Origin of the sequence: Vibrio sp. 1CM8B (genome assembly GCF_023161685.1) — a bacterium.
Classification (GTDB): Bacteria; Pseudomonadota; Gammaproteobacteria; order Enterobacterales; family Vibrionaceae; genus Vibrio; species Vibrio coralliirubri.
In genome coordinates this window covers 163,747-179,072 of the sequence record NZ_JALNTU010000006.1, presented here as the reverse complement: position 1 = coordinate 179,072, position 15,326 = coordinate 163,747, and the positions used below count along the sequence as shown (strand labels likewise).

At 45.8% G+C, this 15,326-nt stretch carries 15 protein-coding genes; 9 read left to right on the top strand and 6 right to left on the bottom strand.

Annotated elements, in window-relative coordinates:
* Positions 1-14: 14 nt before the first annotated feature.
* Positions 15-1,031 carry a tRNA (adenosine(37)-N6)-threonylcarbamoyltransferase complex transferase subunit TsaD gene (tsaD, locus tag MSG36_RS14345; protein ID WP_019826876.1) on the top strand — a complete coding sequence of 339 codons (1,017 nt, stop codon included), beginning with the start codon at positions 15-17 and terminating at the stop codon, positions 1,029-1,031.
* A 105-nt stretch (positions 1,032-1,136) separates the two neighbouring features.
* Positions 1,137-1,952 carry an alpha/beta hydrolase gene (locus tag MSG36_RS14340; RefSeq protein WP_248368443.1) on the top strand — a complete coding sequence of 272 codons (816 nt, stop codon included), beginning with the start codon at positions 1,137-1,139 and terminating at the stop codon, positions 1,950-1,952.
* A 43-nt stretch (positions 1,953-1,995) separates the two neighbouring features.
* On the opposite strand, the gene plsY is transcribed toward MSG36_RS14340, so the two are convergent.
* The gene (gene plsY / locus MSG36_RS14335; RefSeq protein ID WP_193840835.1) at positions 1,996-2,592 is read right to left on the bottom strand and encodes a glycerol-3-phosphate 1-O-acyltransferase PlsY; all 597 of its coding nucleotides are present in this window, start codon (positions 2,590-2,592) and stop codon (positions 1,996-1,998) included.
* Between the two features lie 138 nt (positions 2,593-2,730).
* Here plsY and folB point away from each other — a divergent pair, with 138 nt between their 5' ends.
* The 3 genes from folB to MSG36_RS14320 are packed head-to-tail and all read left to right on the top strand — an operon-like array spanning position 2,731 to position 4,388.
* Positions 2,731-3,090: a dihydroneopterin aldolase gene (gene folB, locus MSG36_RS14330; RefSeq protein WP_004735969.1), complete on the top strand. Its 360-nt coding sequence runs from the start codon at positions 2,731-2,733 to the stop codon at positions 3,088-3,090.
* Complete coding sequence (gene folK / locus MSG36_RS14325) at positions 3,087-3,569, top strand: 2-amino-4-hydroxy-6-hydroxymethyldihydropteridine diphosphokinase (protein ID WP_017061413.1); 483 nt, start codon at positions 3,087-3,089, stop codon at positions 3,567-3,569. The genes folB and folK overlap by 4 nt, the downstream gene beginning before the upstream one ends.
* 15 nt (positions 3,570-3,584) lie before the next feature.
* A complete protein-coding gene (locus MSG36_RS14320; RefSeq protein ID WP_010434624.1) occupies positions 3,585-4,388 on the top strand; it encodes an undecaprenyl-diphosphate phosphatase in 804 nt (267 codons plus the stop codon).
* A 92-nt stretch (positions 4,389-4,480) separates the two neighbouring features.
* Here MSG36_RS14320 and MSG36_RS14315 read toward each other — a convergent pair whose 3' ends face one another.
* Positions 4,481-5,797, bottom strand: a complete 1,317-nt coding sequence (locus MSG36_RS14315; protein WP_248368442.1) for a multifunctional CCA addition/repair protein — start codon at positions 5,795-5,797, stop codon at positions 4,481-4,483.
* 36 nt (positions 5,798-5,833) lie between these two features.
* On the opposite strand from MSG36_RS14315, the gene MSG36_RS14310 reads away from it, so the two are divergent.
* Positions 5,834-7,504 carry an ExeA family protein gene (locus MSG36_RS14310; RefSeq protein ID WP_248368441.1) on the top strand — a complete coding sequence of 557 codons (1,671 nt, stop codon included), beginning with the start codon at positions 5,834-5,836 and terminating at the stop codon, positions 7,502-7,504.
* Positions 7,504-8,451 carry a general secretion pathway protein GspB gene (locus tag MSG36_RS14305; protein ID WP_248368439.1) on the top strand — a complete coding sequence of 316 codons (948 nt, stop codon included), beginning with the start codon at positions 7,504-7,506 and terminating at the stop codon, positions 8,449-8,451. The genes MSG36_RS14310 and MSG36_RS14305 overlap by 1 nt, the downstream gene beginning before the upstream one ends.
* 105 nt (positions 8,452-8,556) lie before the next feature.
* On the opposite strand, the gene MSG36_RS14300 is transcribed toward MSG36_RS14305, so the two are convergent.
* The 3 genes from MSG36_RS14300 to MSG36_RS14290 all read right to left on the bottom strand — a co-directional run bounded on the left by MSG36_RS14300 (position 8,557) and on the right by MSG36_RS14290 (position 11,445).
* On the bottom strand, positions 8,557-9,168 hold the full coding sequence (locus tag MSG36_RS14300) for a TIGR04211 family SH3 domain-containing protein (protein WP_048614910.1): 612 nt from the start codon (positions 9,166-9,168) through the stop codon (positions 8,557-8,559).
* 205 nt (positions 9,169-9,373) lie between these two features.
* Positions 9,374-10,636 carry an inorganic phosphate transporter gene (locus MSG36_RS14295; protein WP_048609672.1) on the bottom strand — a complete coding sequence of 421 codons (1,263 nt, stop codon included), beginning with the start codon at positions 10,634-10,636 and terminating at the stop codon, positions 9,374-9,376.
* Between the two features lie 128 nt (positions 10,637-10,764).
* Positions 10,765-11,445 (bottom strand): TIGR00153 family protein, encoded by a 681-nt coding sequence (locus MSG36_RS14290; RefSeq protein ID WP_010434644.1) that lies wholly within the window; start codon positions 11,443-11,445, stop codon positions 10,765-10,767.
* Positions 11,446-11,652: 207 nt separating this feature from the next.
* On the opposite strand from MSG36_RS14290, the gene MSG36_RS14285 reads away from it, so the two are divergent.
* The gene (locus MSG36_RS14285) at positions 11,653-13,170 is read left to right on the top strand and encodes an inorganic triphosphatase (RefSeq protein WP_017102953.1); all 1,518 of its coding nucleotides are present in this window, start codon (positions 11,653-11,655) and stop codon (positions 13,168-13,170) included.
* A gap of 51 nt (positions 13,171-13,221) precedes the next feature.
* On the opposite strand, the gene MSG36_RS14280 is transcribed toward MSG36_RS14285, so the two are convergent.
* Positions 13,222-13,971, bottom strand: coding sequence for a potassium channel family protein (locus MSG36_RS14280; RefSeq protein WP_050643150.1), 750 nt, complete (start codon positions 13,969-13,971; stop codon positions 13,222-13,224).
* 97 nt (positions 13,972-14,068) lie between these two features.
* Between MSG36_RS14280 and MSG36_RS14275 the strand changes: the two genes are divergently transcribed.
* Positions 14,069-15,325, top strand: a complete 1,257-nt coding sequence (locus MSG36_RS14275; protein WP_048614916.1) for a methyl-accepting chemotaxis protein — start codon at positions 14,069-14,071, stop codon at positions 15,323-15,325.
* Position 15,326: the final 1 nt, after the last annotated feature.

The window sequence follows — 15,326 nt, the reverse complement described above, 5'->3', positions numbered from 1 at the left end:
GTGCCGAGAAAATTATGCGCATTATTGGTATTGAAACCTCTTGTGATGAAACAGGAATCGCGATTTATGATGATGAGCAAGGGCTGCTTTCTCATCAATTATATAGCCAAGTAAAGCTGCACGCCGATTACGGTGGTGTGGTGCCTGAGCTAGCTTCGCGTGACCACGTGAAAAAAACAATTCCTCTTATTAAAGCGGCATTAGCTGAAGCGAACCTAACGTCGAAAGACATTGATGGTGTGGCTTACACGGCTGGTCCAGGTTTAGTGGGTGCACTGCTTGTCGGTGCAACGATTGGTCGCAGTATTGCTTATGCGTGGGGCGTGCCTGCTGTGCCTGTTCACCATATGGAAGGTCACCTTCTTGCGCCAATGTTGGAAGACAATCCACCTCCATTCCCATTTGTGGCTCTGCTGGTTTCTGGCGGCCATACCATGATGGTAGAAGTGAAAGGTATTGGTGAATACCGAATCCTTGGTGAATCGATTGATGATGCAGCGGGTGAAGCGTTTGATAAAACCGCGAAACTGATGGGCTTAGATTACCCTGGCGGCCCACTGCTATCTCGCTTAGCAGAAAAAGGCACTCCGGGTCGTTTTAAGTTCCCGCGTCCAATGACCGATCGTCCGGGTTTAGATATGAGCTTTTCTGGTCTGAAGACGTTCGCAGCGAATACCATTCGTGATAACGATAATGATGACCAAACTCGCGCTGATATCGCTTACGCATTCCAAGAAGCTGTTTGTGCAACCTTAGTAATCAAGTGTAAGCGCGCTTTGGTAGAAACAGGCATGAAACGTATAGTGATTGCTGGCGGTGTAAGTGCTAACAAGCAACTGCGTGTTGAGCTTGAAGCTCTTGCTAAGAAAATCGGTGGTGAGGTGTACTACCCACGCACTGAGTTCTGTACAGATAATGGTGCGATGATCGCTTATGCGGGCATGCAGCGCCTGAAGAATGGCGAAACGGCTGATTTGTCTGTTCATGCCACACCGCGTTGGCCTATTGACCAGCTAGAGCCAATTGCGTAATTGACTATAGTGTTTCGATAAACGGTCGCCTTGTGCGGCCGTTTTATATCCTAGCTTACCGACTGTATGTCGATAAATAATTGCTGATAGAGATTAGGGAAGAAAATGAACAAGTTCACAGTAGACAATCAATCGATGGCGTACCTAGATGAAGGTCAAGGCCCTGTTGTTGTACTCGGCCACAGTTACCTTTGGGATAGTGCAATGTGGAAGCCGCAGATCGAAGCATTAAAGGCTCAGTATCGCTGTATTGTTCCAGAGCTTTGGTCTCATGGTGAATCTCAAGCAGCACCCACTTCGATGCGTAACTTGAAAGATTACGCTCAGCACGTTTTGGCTCTGCTTGATCACTTAGAGATCGAAGAATTCTCAGTGGTTGGCTTATCGGTTGGCGGTATGTGGGGGACTGAGTTAGCGGAGCTTGCACCTGCACGTATTAAGTCTTTGGTTCTAATGGATACTTTTGTGGGTTTAGAACCAGAAGTTGCTCACGCTAAGTACTTCAACATGTTAGATACCATCACTCAAACCAAGACGGTTCCTCAGCCAATTGTTGAAGCGGTTGTGCCACTGTTCTTCGCTAATGATGCTCAAACCAACACGCCAGCTTTAGTTGAAGGTTTTACTCAGCAGTTATCAGCTCTTGAGGGCGACAACGCTGAAGAAGTGGCACGCATCGGTCGAATGGTGTTTGGACGTCGCGATATGATTGAATCGGTAGAGAACTTTGCTCTGCCTGTTTTGATTGCTGTAGGACAAGAAGATAAACCACGTCCGGTACTTGAGTCATACCTAATGCACGATTGCATTACGGGCAGTGAATTAGTGGTGATTCCTGGCGCAGGTCATATTAGCTCGTTAGAGCAACCAGAGTTTGTGAACACAATGCTGAAGACGTTTTTAGATAAACATCTGCTATAAGCTTTAAATACTGAATATTATGGTTCGGCTTAGACGTGACAGTTTAAGCCGATTTTTTTTGTCCGAGCTTTGGTTCGCTGCCATCGAGTAGGCGGCGGATATTCTGATGGTGACGCAACACGATCAAACAGCACAGCATGGCTACAGGCAGTGTGTATTGAGGTTTGACTAACCAAGCGTAGAAAGGGGCAAGTAGCACAGTAACCAGTGCCGCTAAAGAAGAGTAACGAAACAAAAACGCGACCACTAACCAAGTCGCCATGATCATTCCTGTTAGATCGAATCCTATTGGGGCGATAGCGCCGAGTGCGGTTGCCACGCCTTTACCACCTTTGAAGTGGAAGAAGATCGGATACATATGACCTAGGCACGCCGCAATTGCCACAATCCCTAGAATGATTGGGTCGATCTTGAGGTAGTAGCCAAGCCAGACAGGGATAGTGCCTTTCAGCATGTCACACAGGAGGACGGCTGCTGCTGCGCCTTTGCCGCCAACGCGCAGTACATTGGTGGCGCCCGGGTTATTGGAGCCTACCGTTCTTGGATCAGGAAGTCTTAAGACTCGGCATATCAAGACCGCACTAGAGATTGAACCTAGCAAATAGGCTGCAATGATCATGATTAGTGCCAATGGGGTCATGTCTTTCCTTAAACGGTTATAAGCCTAACGATGGGAAAATAATGCTCAATCCAAGAGTAATTGATATCATATCTCGAATTACGCAAATAATACGTTTTTTTCCCCCATATGGGTATCCGACCTCTAAAAGGACAAGTCATGGCACTGGATAAAGTTTTCATTGAACAGCTAGAAGTAATTACAACGATCGGTGTTTACGATTGGGAACAAGAGATTAAACAAAAACTTGTGCTTGATATTGAAATGGCTCATGACAACCGCCCAGCGGGTAAGAGTGATGATGTAGTTGATGCTCTGGACTACTCGACTGTGAGTACTGCTGTGCTTGACCACATTGCGAATGGCCGATTCCTATTGGTTGAACGTGTGGCTGAAGAAGTCGCTGAATTGATCATGACTCAATTCTCTGTGCCGTGGATTAAAATCCGCTTAGCGAAACCTGGCGCAGTGCCACAAGCAAAAGCCGTTGGCGTGATCATCGAACGAGGTCAAGCATGACAGTAGCCTATGTTGGTGTTGGCACGAACATAGACCGCGATAAGCATGCAAGGGTGGCATGGACAGAGCTTCAATCGTTAGGGACTAACCTTAAATGCTCTAAAATCTATCACTGTGAGCCCGTCGGTTTTAATAGCCATCCGTTTTATAACTTTGTGATAGAGCTCGACACGTCACTCTCATTGACTGAATTTTCACAGCAGCTGCGTAAAATTGAGTTTAAATGGGGTCGCTCTCAAGATGCGCACAAACTACAAGATCGAAAACTCGATCTTGATATTGTGCTGTTTGGAGAGGAGGTTTCTGAGCGTGAACCAGAATTACCACGCAGTGATATCTACAAATATCCTTTTGTAACACAACCGCTTTATGATCTTTGTCCTGCGCGAGTGATCCCGCAAGACGGAAGAACCGTCAGTGAAATATGGCAGAAGATGCAGCAATTAGACTCGCTCTCTGTCGTAGATATAAAACTATAATTTTTAAGGTAAGTAATGAGTTATTTTGAAGCGTTTATATTGGCGTTGGTGCAAGGCTTTACTGAGTTTTTACCTATTTCCAGTTCTGCACACCTAATCCTTCCTTCTGCTGTTTTAGGCTGGGAAGATCAAGGCTTGGCTTTTGATGTGGCTGTCCACGTTGGTACTTTGGCAGCTGTCGTTATCTATTTCCGTAAAGAAGTGGTCTCTCTGTTGAGCGCATTCTTTGGCTCCGTGTTTAAAGGCGATCGCAGTAAAGAAGCGAAGTTAGCGTGGATGATCATTCTCGCGACGATTCCTGCATGTATCTTTGGCTTGTTGATGAAAGATATTGTTGAGCTTTACTTACGCAGTGCGTGGGTGATCGCGACGACAACGATTATCTTTGGTCTATTGCTATGGTGGGTGGACAAGAACTCAAGCCTGCGCGATGACGAATACCAAGCTGGTTGGAAAAAGGCGCTGTTTATTGGTCTTGCTCAAGCAATGGCGATCATTCCGGGCACGTCTCGTTCTGGCGCAACCATTACCGCGGCGCTTTACCTTGGTTTCACTCGTGAAGCGGCAGCTCGATTCTCTTTCCTAATGTCTATCCCAATCATCACTCTGGCTGGTGGTTATTTAGGTCTTAAGTTGGTGACAAGCGGTGACCCAATCCATGTTGGCACTTTGCTAACGGGCGTTGCGGTGTCTTTCATCAGTGCTTACATCTGTATCCACTTCTTCTTGAAGCTTATCTCTCGTATGGGCATGACACCGTTCGTTATCTACCGCCTGATTCTAGGTTGTGGTCTGTTTGCTTTCTTAATGATGCAGTAACAGACGCGGACATCGGTCTCGCTGTAAAGATTGAAACAAAAGGCCCGCTTAACAGCGGGCTTTTTAATGCGTTTGAATTAGAGCGGTGACGATTAACTGGCAGCGAGTTCTGATAGGGCACCTTCAATTGCGATGGCTCTGCGTTTCTCTTGTTCTTCTCGAATATCTTTACCTTTAAAACCATCGGCAATGATCGCTTTGACTTCGACTTGAAGCGCCGCTTGGTAAGCTACTTCAAAACGCGCTTTTTGAGGATACGGCTGATCTTCTAATCCTTTTCGGCCTGCGTGATCGGCTTGGCAGCAAAGCAGTATATCGTCGAGTCTATCTGGCTTACGCCAAACATCAAACTTGTTGAGAACCTTGAGAAAGGTGGTTGGCTTAAGTTCACCTGCGCGGTGGATATTAGAATGCTGCTCGCACACTAACAACGCAAGATCTCTGAACTCATTGGGCACTCTGACTCTCTCACACAGCTTCTTAATGATCTTCAAACCTGTGTGGCAATGCATTTTGTGGCTTGGCCATTCGCTTTCTGGCGTGACGCCTTTACCTAAATCATGCACTTGAGCAGCAAAGCGTACTGGTAACGATGGGCTTAATAGCGCTGCTTGTTGAGCAACCATCAGCGTGTGAATCCCGGTGTCGATTTCAGGGTGCCACTTTTCAGGTTGAGGGACGCCAAATAGAGCGTCAATCTCAGGTAATACGACTGCCAATGCACCACACTCTTTCAATACAGAGAGGAACACTTCAGGGTGCGGCGTACTAAGAGACTTATGCCACTCTTGCCAAACTCGCTCTGCAGTGAGGTGTGCCAGCTCACCAGATTGAACGATCTCACTCATCATATCCATGGTTTCAGGTGCAACCGTGAAGTTAAGATGGTGAAGCTTGGCGGCGAAGCGAGCCACACGCAGCACACGAAGAGGGTCTTCAACAAAAGCGTCTGAAACATGTCTTAAGATACGATCTGAGAGATCTTTCTGACCATGGTAAGGATCGTGAAGTTGGCCTTTATCATCTTGAGCTATAGCGTTGATGGTCAGATCTCGACGCATCAGATCTTCTTCCAAACTCACGTCTGGAGCGAAGTAGCACTCAAAGCCAGTGTAACCGGAACCGGATTTTCTCTCAGTGCGAGCCAGTGCGTGCTCTTCTTTGGTTTTTGGGTGCAAGAATACGGGGAAATCTTTTCCCACAGCAGTAAAGCCAAGGTTTTCCATCTGTTGAGGGGTACTCCCTACCACGACCCAGTCTCTATCATAACTATCAATATTGAGCAGCTTATCGCGCACTGCTCCACCGACTAGATAGCGTTGTAGCCCGTTGTCTTTTGGTAGGCTATCGTAAATTTGCAACTTATCACCTCGAAATGTTTTATCACTGCTGGACTTTACTGCAAGCAATGGTACTTTCCATTAATCGTAATTATAGGGCAGCACATGTATAAGGAATATTTTGGCTTCGTTGAGATGCCATTTTCGATTGTACCAAATTCTCGCTACTTGTTTTTGAGTCAGCGCCATCAAGAAGCGATGCAGAACCTACAAGCCGGTTTAGGCGAGGGTGGGGGCTTTGCGATGCTTACTGGTGAGGTTGGTACAGGGAAAACAACGGTCGCTAAGGCGATGTTGTCTTCATTGGATAGTCATACTCAGGCTGGCCTTATACTTAACCCTACGTTTTCCAATACCGATTTACTTGAAGCTATCTGCGATGAGTTTGAGGTCGAGTACCCAGAACAGGCATCGTTGAAACAGCTCAGTCAGGCTATTCATTATTTTCTACTGGATAGCCATGCCGAAGGCATTCAAACCCTATTGGTGATCGATGAAGCCCAACACCTCGCTGCCGATGTGTTGGAGCAGTTACGCCTTCTAACAAACTTGGAAACCGACAGTCGCAAGCTGTTAAAAGTACTGTTGGTCGGCCAGCCTGAATTACAACAGCACTTACAAACCACGCAGCTACGTCAGCTAGCACAGCGCATTACTGGTCGTTATCACTTACTGCCTCTTAATACCGAAGAAACCGGCAAGTACATCGCGTTTCGTTTGGAGACGGCGGGTGGCGAGCAGATGTTGTTTTCGAACCGCTCTATCAAGCTGATTGCTCAATATACGCATGGTATACCAAGGCTCATTAACTTGGTGTGTGATAAAGCACTGCAGTTGGCTTTTCATGATGGAGAGCAGCTACCGAGCAATGAAACGGTTAACCGAGCATGTCAGCAGGTTATGTCCTTTCAGGCCGATGTGTATCACGTCGAGAAACCTCGAACTTCTCGTGTTGCGCCCAAGTTATTCCAATACGCAGGGATTGCGACGTTAAGCGTTGGTCTTGCAATTGCGACCTTTAACTTCGCTCCAAGCTATATCAATTCATGGCTATCTGCCGAAACTTCAGGTGAAGCGCAGACTGAAGTGTTAGCACACACTCAGCGTTCATTGGTGGCAGATGTTCCTAAGTTTGTTGCCGAGCCAAAACCTGCCAAGTTTGAATTGCCACAACACATTCAACAACATTTGATGCAGGGGACCAATCGTTCTCTTGCTATCAAAGACTTGTATACGCTGTGGGGATATCAATCTTCACTGCGTGATGGCTTGTGTTTAAGTGAGCCACAAAGTGTCTTTGTATGCGAGCAGCAACAGGCCAATTTGGATACATTGTTAGAACTAGGCGTGCCTGTGGTACTTAATCTCGACATAGACCAAAAGCCAGTGTTTGCTGTGCTGTATGGTGTGTCTGAGGATGCTGTCGAGTTACTGGTGAATGAAAAGTTGTTGGTGATGCCGAAGCAATCCTTAGAGCAAATCTGGCAAGGCGATTATGTCGCTATTTGGAAACAGCCGCTGCGAGAGACCCTCAAAGAGGGCTATCAAGGTGAAGCGGTTGCTTTACTTGATCTACTGCTTTCTGAAGTTTTAGGAGAGGTTGTTTCCGGTAGTGATGTATTTGATTATGAGTTAAAAATGAAAATCGAAGCATTTCAAACGTGGCAGGGTATGTCTGTTGATGGCATTGCAGGTAAGCGCACCTTGGCAAGGTTGCAGAGATTAGCTCAACTCGATTCGCCTAAGCTGATGTCACTAGAAGGGGACGAAAGTTAATGTCACGTATTATGCACGAACTTAAACAGTCGTCTCACAAGCCGTCTTCTATTAATCAGCACTCTCTTAGCAAACTAAGCTTCAAAGGCTACCAGAATCATCATGTTCCTAATTCTGCAAAAGGGATGAGCAACAAGCGAGGTTCATCGTTAGCGATGGGGCTACTCTTAATCTTGGTTCCTTCTTTGTTGGTAGGTGGCGTTCTGGCTTATCAATCTTACCATCAACAGCAAACGGCTAGCCAAGCTGTCACCACTTCGAACACAGAACCACAGCCAGCTCAATTCAAGGATGTCGAAACGGCTGACTTGAATGCGGAAGAAGAAATGGAAGATGGGCCTCTGTTTGTGGTGCGTTCAGCACCGACAAGTAAGGCGTTAAAGTCGTTACCTCGGCAAGAGGTTTATGCTCAGGTTTATTTTGACAGCACTAACCTCTCTAGTGGAGTTACTGTGCCGGTAGTCATAGCCGAGAGCAGTACGCGAACGATAGATGATTCAGAGCTGTCATTAGCTGAGCCTGAAGTTGGACCTGGTGTAAGCGATAAAGGCAATTATCAGCAATCAGACAGCGACCTGCTGCAAGGGCTAGACCTCAGTGAGTTGCCACCTGATTTGGCATTGAAGCTTGAATCCATTATGGGTGAGCAACAAAGCGCTCCTGAACCAATGGACTCTAGACCCGCAGGGCAAAGAGGTTCTCAGGTCATTGAGTTGGAAACGCACACCAATAGCTTATCAGGAGTCCTTCCTAAGTTAGACCTACAAACCCATATGTACTCGAGTAGCGAAACCAAGCGTTGGGTAAAAGTGAACGGCCAAGAAGTGGCGCAAGGAGATTGGATTGGACAAGACATTCAATTATTGGAGATTAAGCCACAATCGGTGATCATAGAATTCAATCAGCAGAAGATAGAAATCCCAGCTCTGTATGAGTGGAAAGGTTAGATAGCTCTAAACGCATCTAGAGAACAGACAAATAAAAAGGAGCACCTCGGTGCTCCTTTTTGATATTCGATACTGAATTTACTGTACCTGATACAAGCGTTACGTCTACGCCCAACCGTTTGGTGATTTTCTGCGACGAGGCATGATGTGTGGCAGAACAAGGCCTAGAAGTAGACCAATACCCGCAACACCACCACCGTACATGAAGTACTTCAATAGCAGGTCGTCTTTTTGAGTGTCTAGCTTAGCGCGCAGTTCACGGTTCTCTGTTTGAGAGCTCGTTAGCTGTTGGCTAATTTCACTGTAGTTCTGTTCTAGTTCAGCAATCTGCTTGTTACGAGAATCTAGAGAGCTTGCTAGGCCAGCTTTTTCGCTGTCAGCACTCTGACGAGCATTCGCTAGCTTACCTTTAACTTCCGTCAGCTCTTTCTCTAGCTTAGGCATACGCAGTGCCATGCTTTCTTGAGTGCTCACAAACTTGCTTTCAACCCAACCTTTACGGCCACGGTTGTCTTGAATTTGGGTGTAACCCGTACTCTTGTTAGTTTGTAGGAATGTAATCTTTTCACCAGCATCAACACTACCGATGATACGGAATGTGTTGTTTGGGCCAGAATGCATATAAGTAAATAGTTTGTCAGCAATATAACGTTCTTGTGCAAAGGCAGCTGGAGCCGCAAGCATTGCGAACAAAACTAAGCTAATCAGTTTTTTCACAGTAAATCCCTTAACGATTCAAATTGGGTAGGCGTATGAGTCAGCCTCAATCAGCAAATAATATTTAGTTTCTTTATGCGGTGCAACAAAGAAGGGAGGCAAAGCCTCCCTTTCTGTGCGTTTGAGTCAATAATGACATGGCATTTACATATCGCTACTGAAGCTCACACTGTTCTGACGCTAGTATTCACTAACGCAGTAGCGATTACATAGTAAACGCAGCTTGAATTCCGTAGAAGAACACAACAGCAAGTAGAGCACCAGCTGGCAATGTCACAATCCAAGAAGCCACGATATTACGTACAACCCCTAAGTTTAGTGCTGCGATACCACGAGCAAAACCAACACCTAATACTGCACCAACGAGTGTTTGTGTAGTAGAGATTGGAAGGCCAGTACCTGAAGCTAGTACAACTGTACATGCAGTTGCAAGTTGTGCAGCAAAGCCACGGCTAGGTGTTAGTTCTGTAATACCAGTACCAACGGTTGCCATTACTTTATGACCCATTGTTGCAAGACCAACAACGATACCGAAACCACCTAGAGGAAGAATCCACCATGCGATAGTACTCTTACCTGTGATTTCACCCATGTGCTCAACGGTTGATACAACAGCAGACAGTGGACCAATCGCGTTCGCAACGTCGTTTGAACCGTGTGCAAATGCCATCGCACAAGCTGTGATAACCATTAGTACAGAGAAGATGCCTTCAACACCGGCAAAGCCGTGGTCTTCTTCACGATTAGCAAATTTCTTCTGGATGTATAGGTAACCGCCGACCATAACAAGCGCAGAAACGGCAGCAGCCCAAACCCATGCTTCAGTGTTGCTTAGGTGAAGACCAACGTGCTTGAGACCTTTCTTGATGGTTACAAGTGCAATCACCATCGTTGTGATGAACATGTATACCGGTACAAAGCGTTTCGCGTTGAATAGCGGGTTCTCTGTATCAAAAATCAGTCGTTGAGCACTTACAAATATGACGTAAGCGAAGAAGCCGGAAATAACGGGTGTGATAATCCAACTGCCCACAATACCTTGAACACTGTTCCAGTCTACAGCTTCAGTACCTACAGAAATACACGCAAAGCCGATGATTGCACCGATGATTGAGTGAGTCGTAGAAACAGGCCAGCCCATGTAAGAAGCGAGAAGTAGCCATGTACCAGCAGCAAGAAGTGCTGACATCATGCCGTACACAAGTACATCAGGTTGATGAGCGAATAGAGACGTTTCGATAACACCTTTACGGATCGTGTCTGTTACTTCGCCGCCCGCAAGGTAAGCACCTGCGAATTCAAAGATCATTGCGATAATGATCGCTTGTTTAACGGTTAGAGCTTTAGAGCCTACTGAGGTGCCCATTGCGTTCGCAACGTCATTTGCACCAATACCAATAGCCATCAAGAAACCGAAAGCTGCTGCAACAATAATCAGGACAGTGCCGTAGTTAGCAAGGATATCCATCGTAATACCTAGTTGTTTGATAACAAGCGGAACAAATTTAGACGCAAAAAACCGCTCAGCGAGAGAAATACTCAGCGCATAAGTGGTTTGTTCAAAAAATGCTCTTCGTTATATGGTTAACGTATGATTTAAGATCGAGAAAGCATTACTTCAAGACGAGCGCCTACACGCTGTGCTTGATCTGCAATACCACCAACCCATTCAAGAATTTTGTATAAGAACATGATATCAACTGGATTCAGATCGCCTTCAATTGCCATTAGTTGTTGGCGTAGTTCGATCTGCATCGCATCCGTGTCATCTTCAATTACATCTAATTGATGAATCATTTCGGCAACGAGTGTTACTTCACGGCCTTTAAAGCCAGTTTCAAGTAATTCGTCTAATTCATTGATTACGTTTTGTGCTTGGTTCGCTGCATCTAGACAACGTTTAACGTAAGCGATGAAGTTTTCTTGCATTGGAGCAGGAATGACAAGTTGACGACCATATACACGGCCAGCAATGTCTTTCGCTAGGTTTGCGAGTTTGTCTTGTTGCGTTAATAGCTCCAACATATCGGTGCGATCAACTGGCATAAACAAACCACGAGGAAGTTTAAGGCGAATTTCACGTTTTAGTACGTCAGCTTCTTTCTCAAGGTGAGAAATTTGAGCTCGAATTTCTGATGCTTTTTCCCAGTCACCTTTTGAAGAAACTTCAAAGAAATTAACTAGGTGAGAACAACATTCGTTCACGCATACTACGTGACGCTGCAAAGGTTTAATTGGGGACTTTGCAAATAACCCCATAATTGTATTTACTGGCATGGTCATCCAACCTAATAAATAATAACCTTAAAACAACATACACCATATTCATGGTGAAATGTTAAGCGATGGCTACAAAGTCGCGCATGTTAACCTAATCAATCTCTCATTAAAACTGTTTTAGATCATCATAAGGGCGATATTTCTGACTTGCCGACTTTTCAAATTGGCAATATCCTGTCCCTATCTTCACAGAAAGGTATAACTATGGAAACCGAGATAGAACTGAAGTTTTTTGTTTCTCCTGAATTTTCAGAGACTTTACGCAATAAAATTGCTGAAACTAAAGTACTTCAGCACAGTTGTCGTGAGCTAGGTAACATCTACTTTGACACCGCTGACAACTGGCTACGTAAGCACGATACAGGCTTACGCATTCGACGCTTTGATGACGTATTTGTACAAACCGTAAAGACTGCTGGTCGTGTGGTTGCTGGCCTGCACCAAAGGCCTGAATACAATGCAGAGCACGACAGCAACGAACCTAAGCTAGCCTTGCACCCAGAGGATATCTGGCCAGCAGGTAAAGACATCGAAACGCTGCAAGCTGAGCTGACTCCTCTGTTCTCTACTAACTTCACGCGTGAGCAGTGGTTGATTGGTATGCCTGATGGTAGCCAAGTCGAGGTCGCATTCGATCAAGGCTTTGTTGAATCAGGCGACCTGCAAGAACCGATTTGCGAAGTTGAGTTGGAACTTAAATCCGGTCAGACGGATGCACTATTTACATTGTCTCGCCAATTCTGCGAACAAGGTGGTATGCGTTTGGGTAACCTAAGCAAAGCAGCTAAGGGTTACCGCCTTGCTCAAGGTTATCAAGGAGATGAAGTCACTCCTTTGACCTTAGTTGATACTGACAAAAGTGATACCGTTGAATCGTGTTTCATTCAATCTTTAGAGCATGCTCTCGCTCATTGGCACTATCACGAGCAGATCTTCACCGAGCGCCAATCGATTGAAGCGCTGCATGAGATCAGTCACTCGCTGAGTTTTATTCGTCAAACCTTCACTATCTACGGTGGCATTGTCCCAAGACGCGCGAGTGCTATTTTACGTCAAGAGTTGAAATGGCTTGAGCAAGAGCTCGACTGGCTGAAAAGCTATGATCACTTCGAAGACTTGCTGGAAGATAAAGGACACGTACTACGTAAACTCGATGCGCGTAAGTTCTTAGTCGCTGAGCTTAAAGAGATGCAAGAGCAACTGCCAGATCGTGAAGATCTGCTTACCTTGCTGAGCTCTGCTCGTTACACCGGTTTATTGTTGGATCTGAGCCGTTGGATCTTGTCTCGTGGCTGGCAGCCTTTCTTAGATGAGAAAGCGCGTGAGCAAATGGGTCGTGGTATCGAATGGTTTTCCGTGCAGCAACTCGATCGCACATGGGCAGACTTGATGGAAGCTTTCCCGCCAGAGCGAGTGATGACCAGCCAAGCGTATATTGAGCAGCAATACCGTTTGATGCGTAATCTGTATTCTGGTGTTGGTTTCGCGAGTTTATATGATGACGCTGAGCGAAACAGTTTCCGCTTGCCATGGGCCGATATGGTGCAAGGCATTGATGACTTGTTGGCACTTAAAACACTGGAGCCTTTGACTGAGAAGTTAGAAGGTGATGAGAAGGTTCAGCTAGAGCGTTGGCTAGCTCGTCAAGAAGTGTCCATTCTGCATGCGATGGAACAGACACGCCAAATCAGTGTTGAGGTTGAGCCATACTGGCAAGACTAGATTCAATATCTATATCAATATAAGTATGAATTTGAAAATAGGGCTTCGGCCCTATTTTTTTGTTTGTTGCTCAAGCTTTTCGAGTCGCTCTAAGATCTTCTGTTGCTGCTCGATGATCTTCTCAAGGTGTTTCTCTTTGTTTTCCGCTCGTTGATTCTCATGATGAGTTGGGGAGGTGATCAAAGAAGTAATCAAGCCTGAAATCATACCAAACACACCGACACCGCAAATGATCACCAGAGACGCGACTAATTTTCCGGAGCTCGTGACTGGATAATGATCGCCATATCCCACCGTACTGATGGTCACGAAAGCCCACCATAAAGCATCTTGGCCAGTGGTGATGTTGGCACCGGGATCTTTGTGTTCTAACAGCAATATTGTTCCGGCCCCTATGGTTAGGAGAATGACCAGCAGCAATATAATTGAGGCGAGGGTGGTTTCTTTGCGATTACGAAAGAGCTCTCTGAAAACACGTTTACCCGAGCGAAGCACAAGAATGACACGCAGGATCTGAAAAATGCGAGCGAAACGAAGTGGCTCGATCATTGGGATGCTTGCTAAGAAATCGATCCAGTGTACTTTTAGATATTCTTTTTTGTTTTGTGACCTGAATAGATCAATTGTGAGCTGAAAAAGAAAAACACTACAGATTATAAAATCGAGGCCGATAAGGACTTGTTTCGATTCTTTATCGATCGGTACGAACAATAAGCCTGAGATCACAAATAACGCTAAGAAAGAGAGAATCAGTGACAATAAGCTCATCGGCTTGGTGGCGTCTTTGGTATTATTCAACATTCATACGAGGCTCAAAATAAATCGCGAACTTTGACTGACATAGCCACCTCGCGGATATAGAAGCCATCAATATATAAGAATTAATGGAGAACTGACAATGACTAAACTGTCATTCAAGCCGTGGGAAAGGATAATCTCTGACGTTCGACTCGTTCCAAAAATGGTCATGCTGATGATATTCAGTACTATCTTGATCATTTCGAAGCAGCTTTGGGACGCAAGTACGTTTTACGATTCATTGCTTGCTGTAACCAACAATGCGCAAGTCGCACAGCAGCATTACGAGACTTACCTAGTTCAAGTGGCTTGGCAAACAGCCTTGATGATCATTGTGTTTGTGGTTCTTCTATTAGCAGCGGCGCGCGTTATGCTGCGTCAGACTCAATACCTTAATGACGCCATTAAAACCATGGCCGACAAGAACTTATCCGTGCCGATTCAAATGGACTGTAAAGATGAATACGGCGATGTGGCACGTGAACTCGAAAAAACTCGCGTTCAACTGAACGATATGATCAAAACTCAGGTGGCCTCTTCTGATGAGCTGTTTGCTCTGACGGAAGTGATGACCATCAGCATGTCTGAAACCAAAGAGTCAGCTCAAGAAGAGTTCAACGAGATCGATCAGTTGGCAACAGCAATGAGTGAGATGACGTCTACGGTACAAACTGTTGCTGAGCACGCACAAAGCGCTTCGTCATTGACGGAACAGGCATCAGGTCAAGCTCTTACTGGTCAGAAGTTCGTGCAAGGATCAGTGTCTAAGATGAGTGAGCTATCTTCAGATATCGCAGCATCAGCAGCAGCGGTAAACCAAGTAGAAGAACGCGTTGACTCAATTGGCAGTGTGGTTGGTACTATCCAAGGCATTTCAGAACAGACGAACCTATTAGCATTGAACGCTGCGATTGAAGCGGCACGTGCAGGTGAAGCGGGTCGTGGTTTTGCGGTTGTTGCCGATGAGGTTCGTAACCTTGCACAGCGCACTCAGCAAGCAACGGTAGAGATTCAAGACATGATCAGTCATCTACAAAGCAGCGCTAATTCTGCGGTAGAGCTGATGGAGAAGAGTGTTGTAGAAGCGGCGGAAGGCGTTGATCTGGTAACCAATGCAGGAACAGAGCTTGATGGCATCGTAAGCCAAGTAAACCAAATTAATGATATGAACTTCCAGATCGCGACCGCTGCAGGTCAACAGAGCAGTGTTGCTGAAGAGATGAGTGTTAACCTAACCAATGTTCGCGAGCTTGTTGAAGCTTCTGTGGTTGTTGTTAGTGAGCTGCTAGAGACCTCTCAGCTTATGGAAAGCAACGCGCAAGAACTCGACGGTAAGATTAAGCAGTTTAAGGTTTAGT

Excerpts from the sequence above, each read along its gene's own strand:
- tsaD (WP_019826876.1), top strand. The coding sequence starts at position 15 with ATGCGCATTATTGGTATTGAAACCTCTTGTGATGAAACAGGAATCGCG.
- MSG36_RS14340 (WP_248368443.1), top strand. The coding sequence starts at position 1,137 with ATGAACAAGTTCACAGTAGACAATCAATCGATGGCGTACCTAGATGAA.
- plsY (WP_193840835.1), bottom strand. The coding sequence starts at position 2,592 with ATGACCCCATTGGCACTAATCATGATCATTGCAGCCTATTTGCTAGGT.
- folB (WP_004735969.1), top strand. The coding sequence starts at position 2,731 with ATGGCACTGGATAAAGTTTTCATTGAACAGCTAGAAGTAATTACAACG.
- folK (WP_017061413.1), top strand. The coding sequence starts at position 3,087 with ATGACAGTAGCCTATGTTGGTGTTGGCACGAACATAGACCGCGATAAG.
- MSG36_RS14320 (WP_010434624.1), top strand. The coding sequence starts at position 3,585 with ATGAGTTATTTTGAAGCGTTTATATTGGCGTTGGTGCAAGGCTTTACT.
- MSG36_RS14310 (WP_248368441.1), top strand. The coding sequence starts at position 5,834 with ATGTATAAGGAATATTTTGGCTTCGTTGAGATGCCATTTTCGATTGTA.
- MSG36_RS14305 (WP_248368439.1), top strand. The coding sequence starts at position 7,504 with ATGTCACGTATTATGCACGAACTTAAACAGTCGTCTCACAAGCCGTCT.
- MSG36_RS14295 (WP_048609672.1), bottom strand. The coding sequence starts at position 10,636 with ATGGATATCCTTGCTAACTACGGCACTGTCCTGATTATTGTTGCAGCA.
- MSG36_RS14290 (WP_010434644.1), bottom strand. The coding sequence starts at position 11,445 with ATGCCAGTAAATACAATTATGGGGTTATTTGCAAAGTCCCCAATTAAA.
- MSG36_RS14285 (WP_017102953.1), top strand. The coding sequence starts at position 11,653 with ATGGAAACCGAGATAGAACTGAAGTTTTTTGTTTCTCCTGAATTTTCA.
- MSG36_RS14280 (WP_050643150.1), bottom strand. The coding sequence starts at position 13,971 with ATGTTGAATAATACCAAAGACGCCACCAAGCCGATGAGCTTATTGTCA.
- MSG36_RS14275 (WP_048614916.1), top strand. The coding sequence starts at position 14,069 with ATGACTAAACTGTCATTCAAGCCGTGGGAAAGGATAATCTCTGACGTT.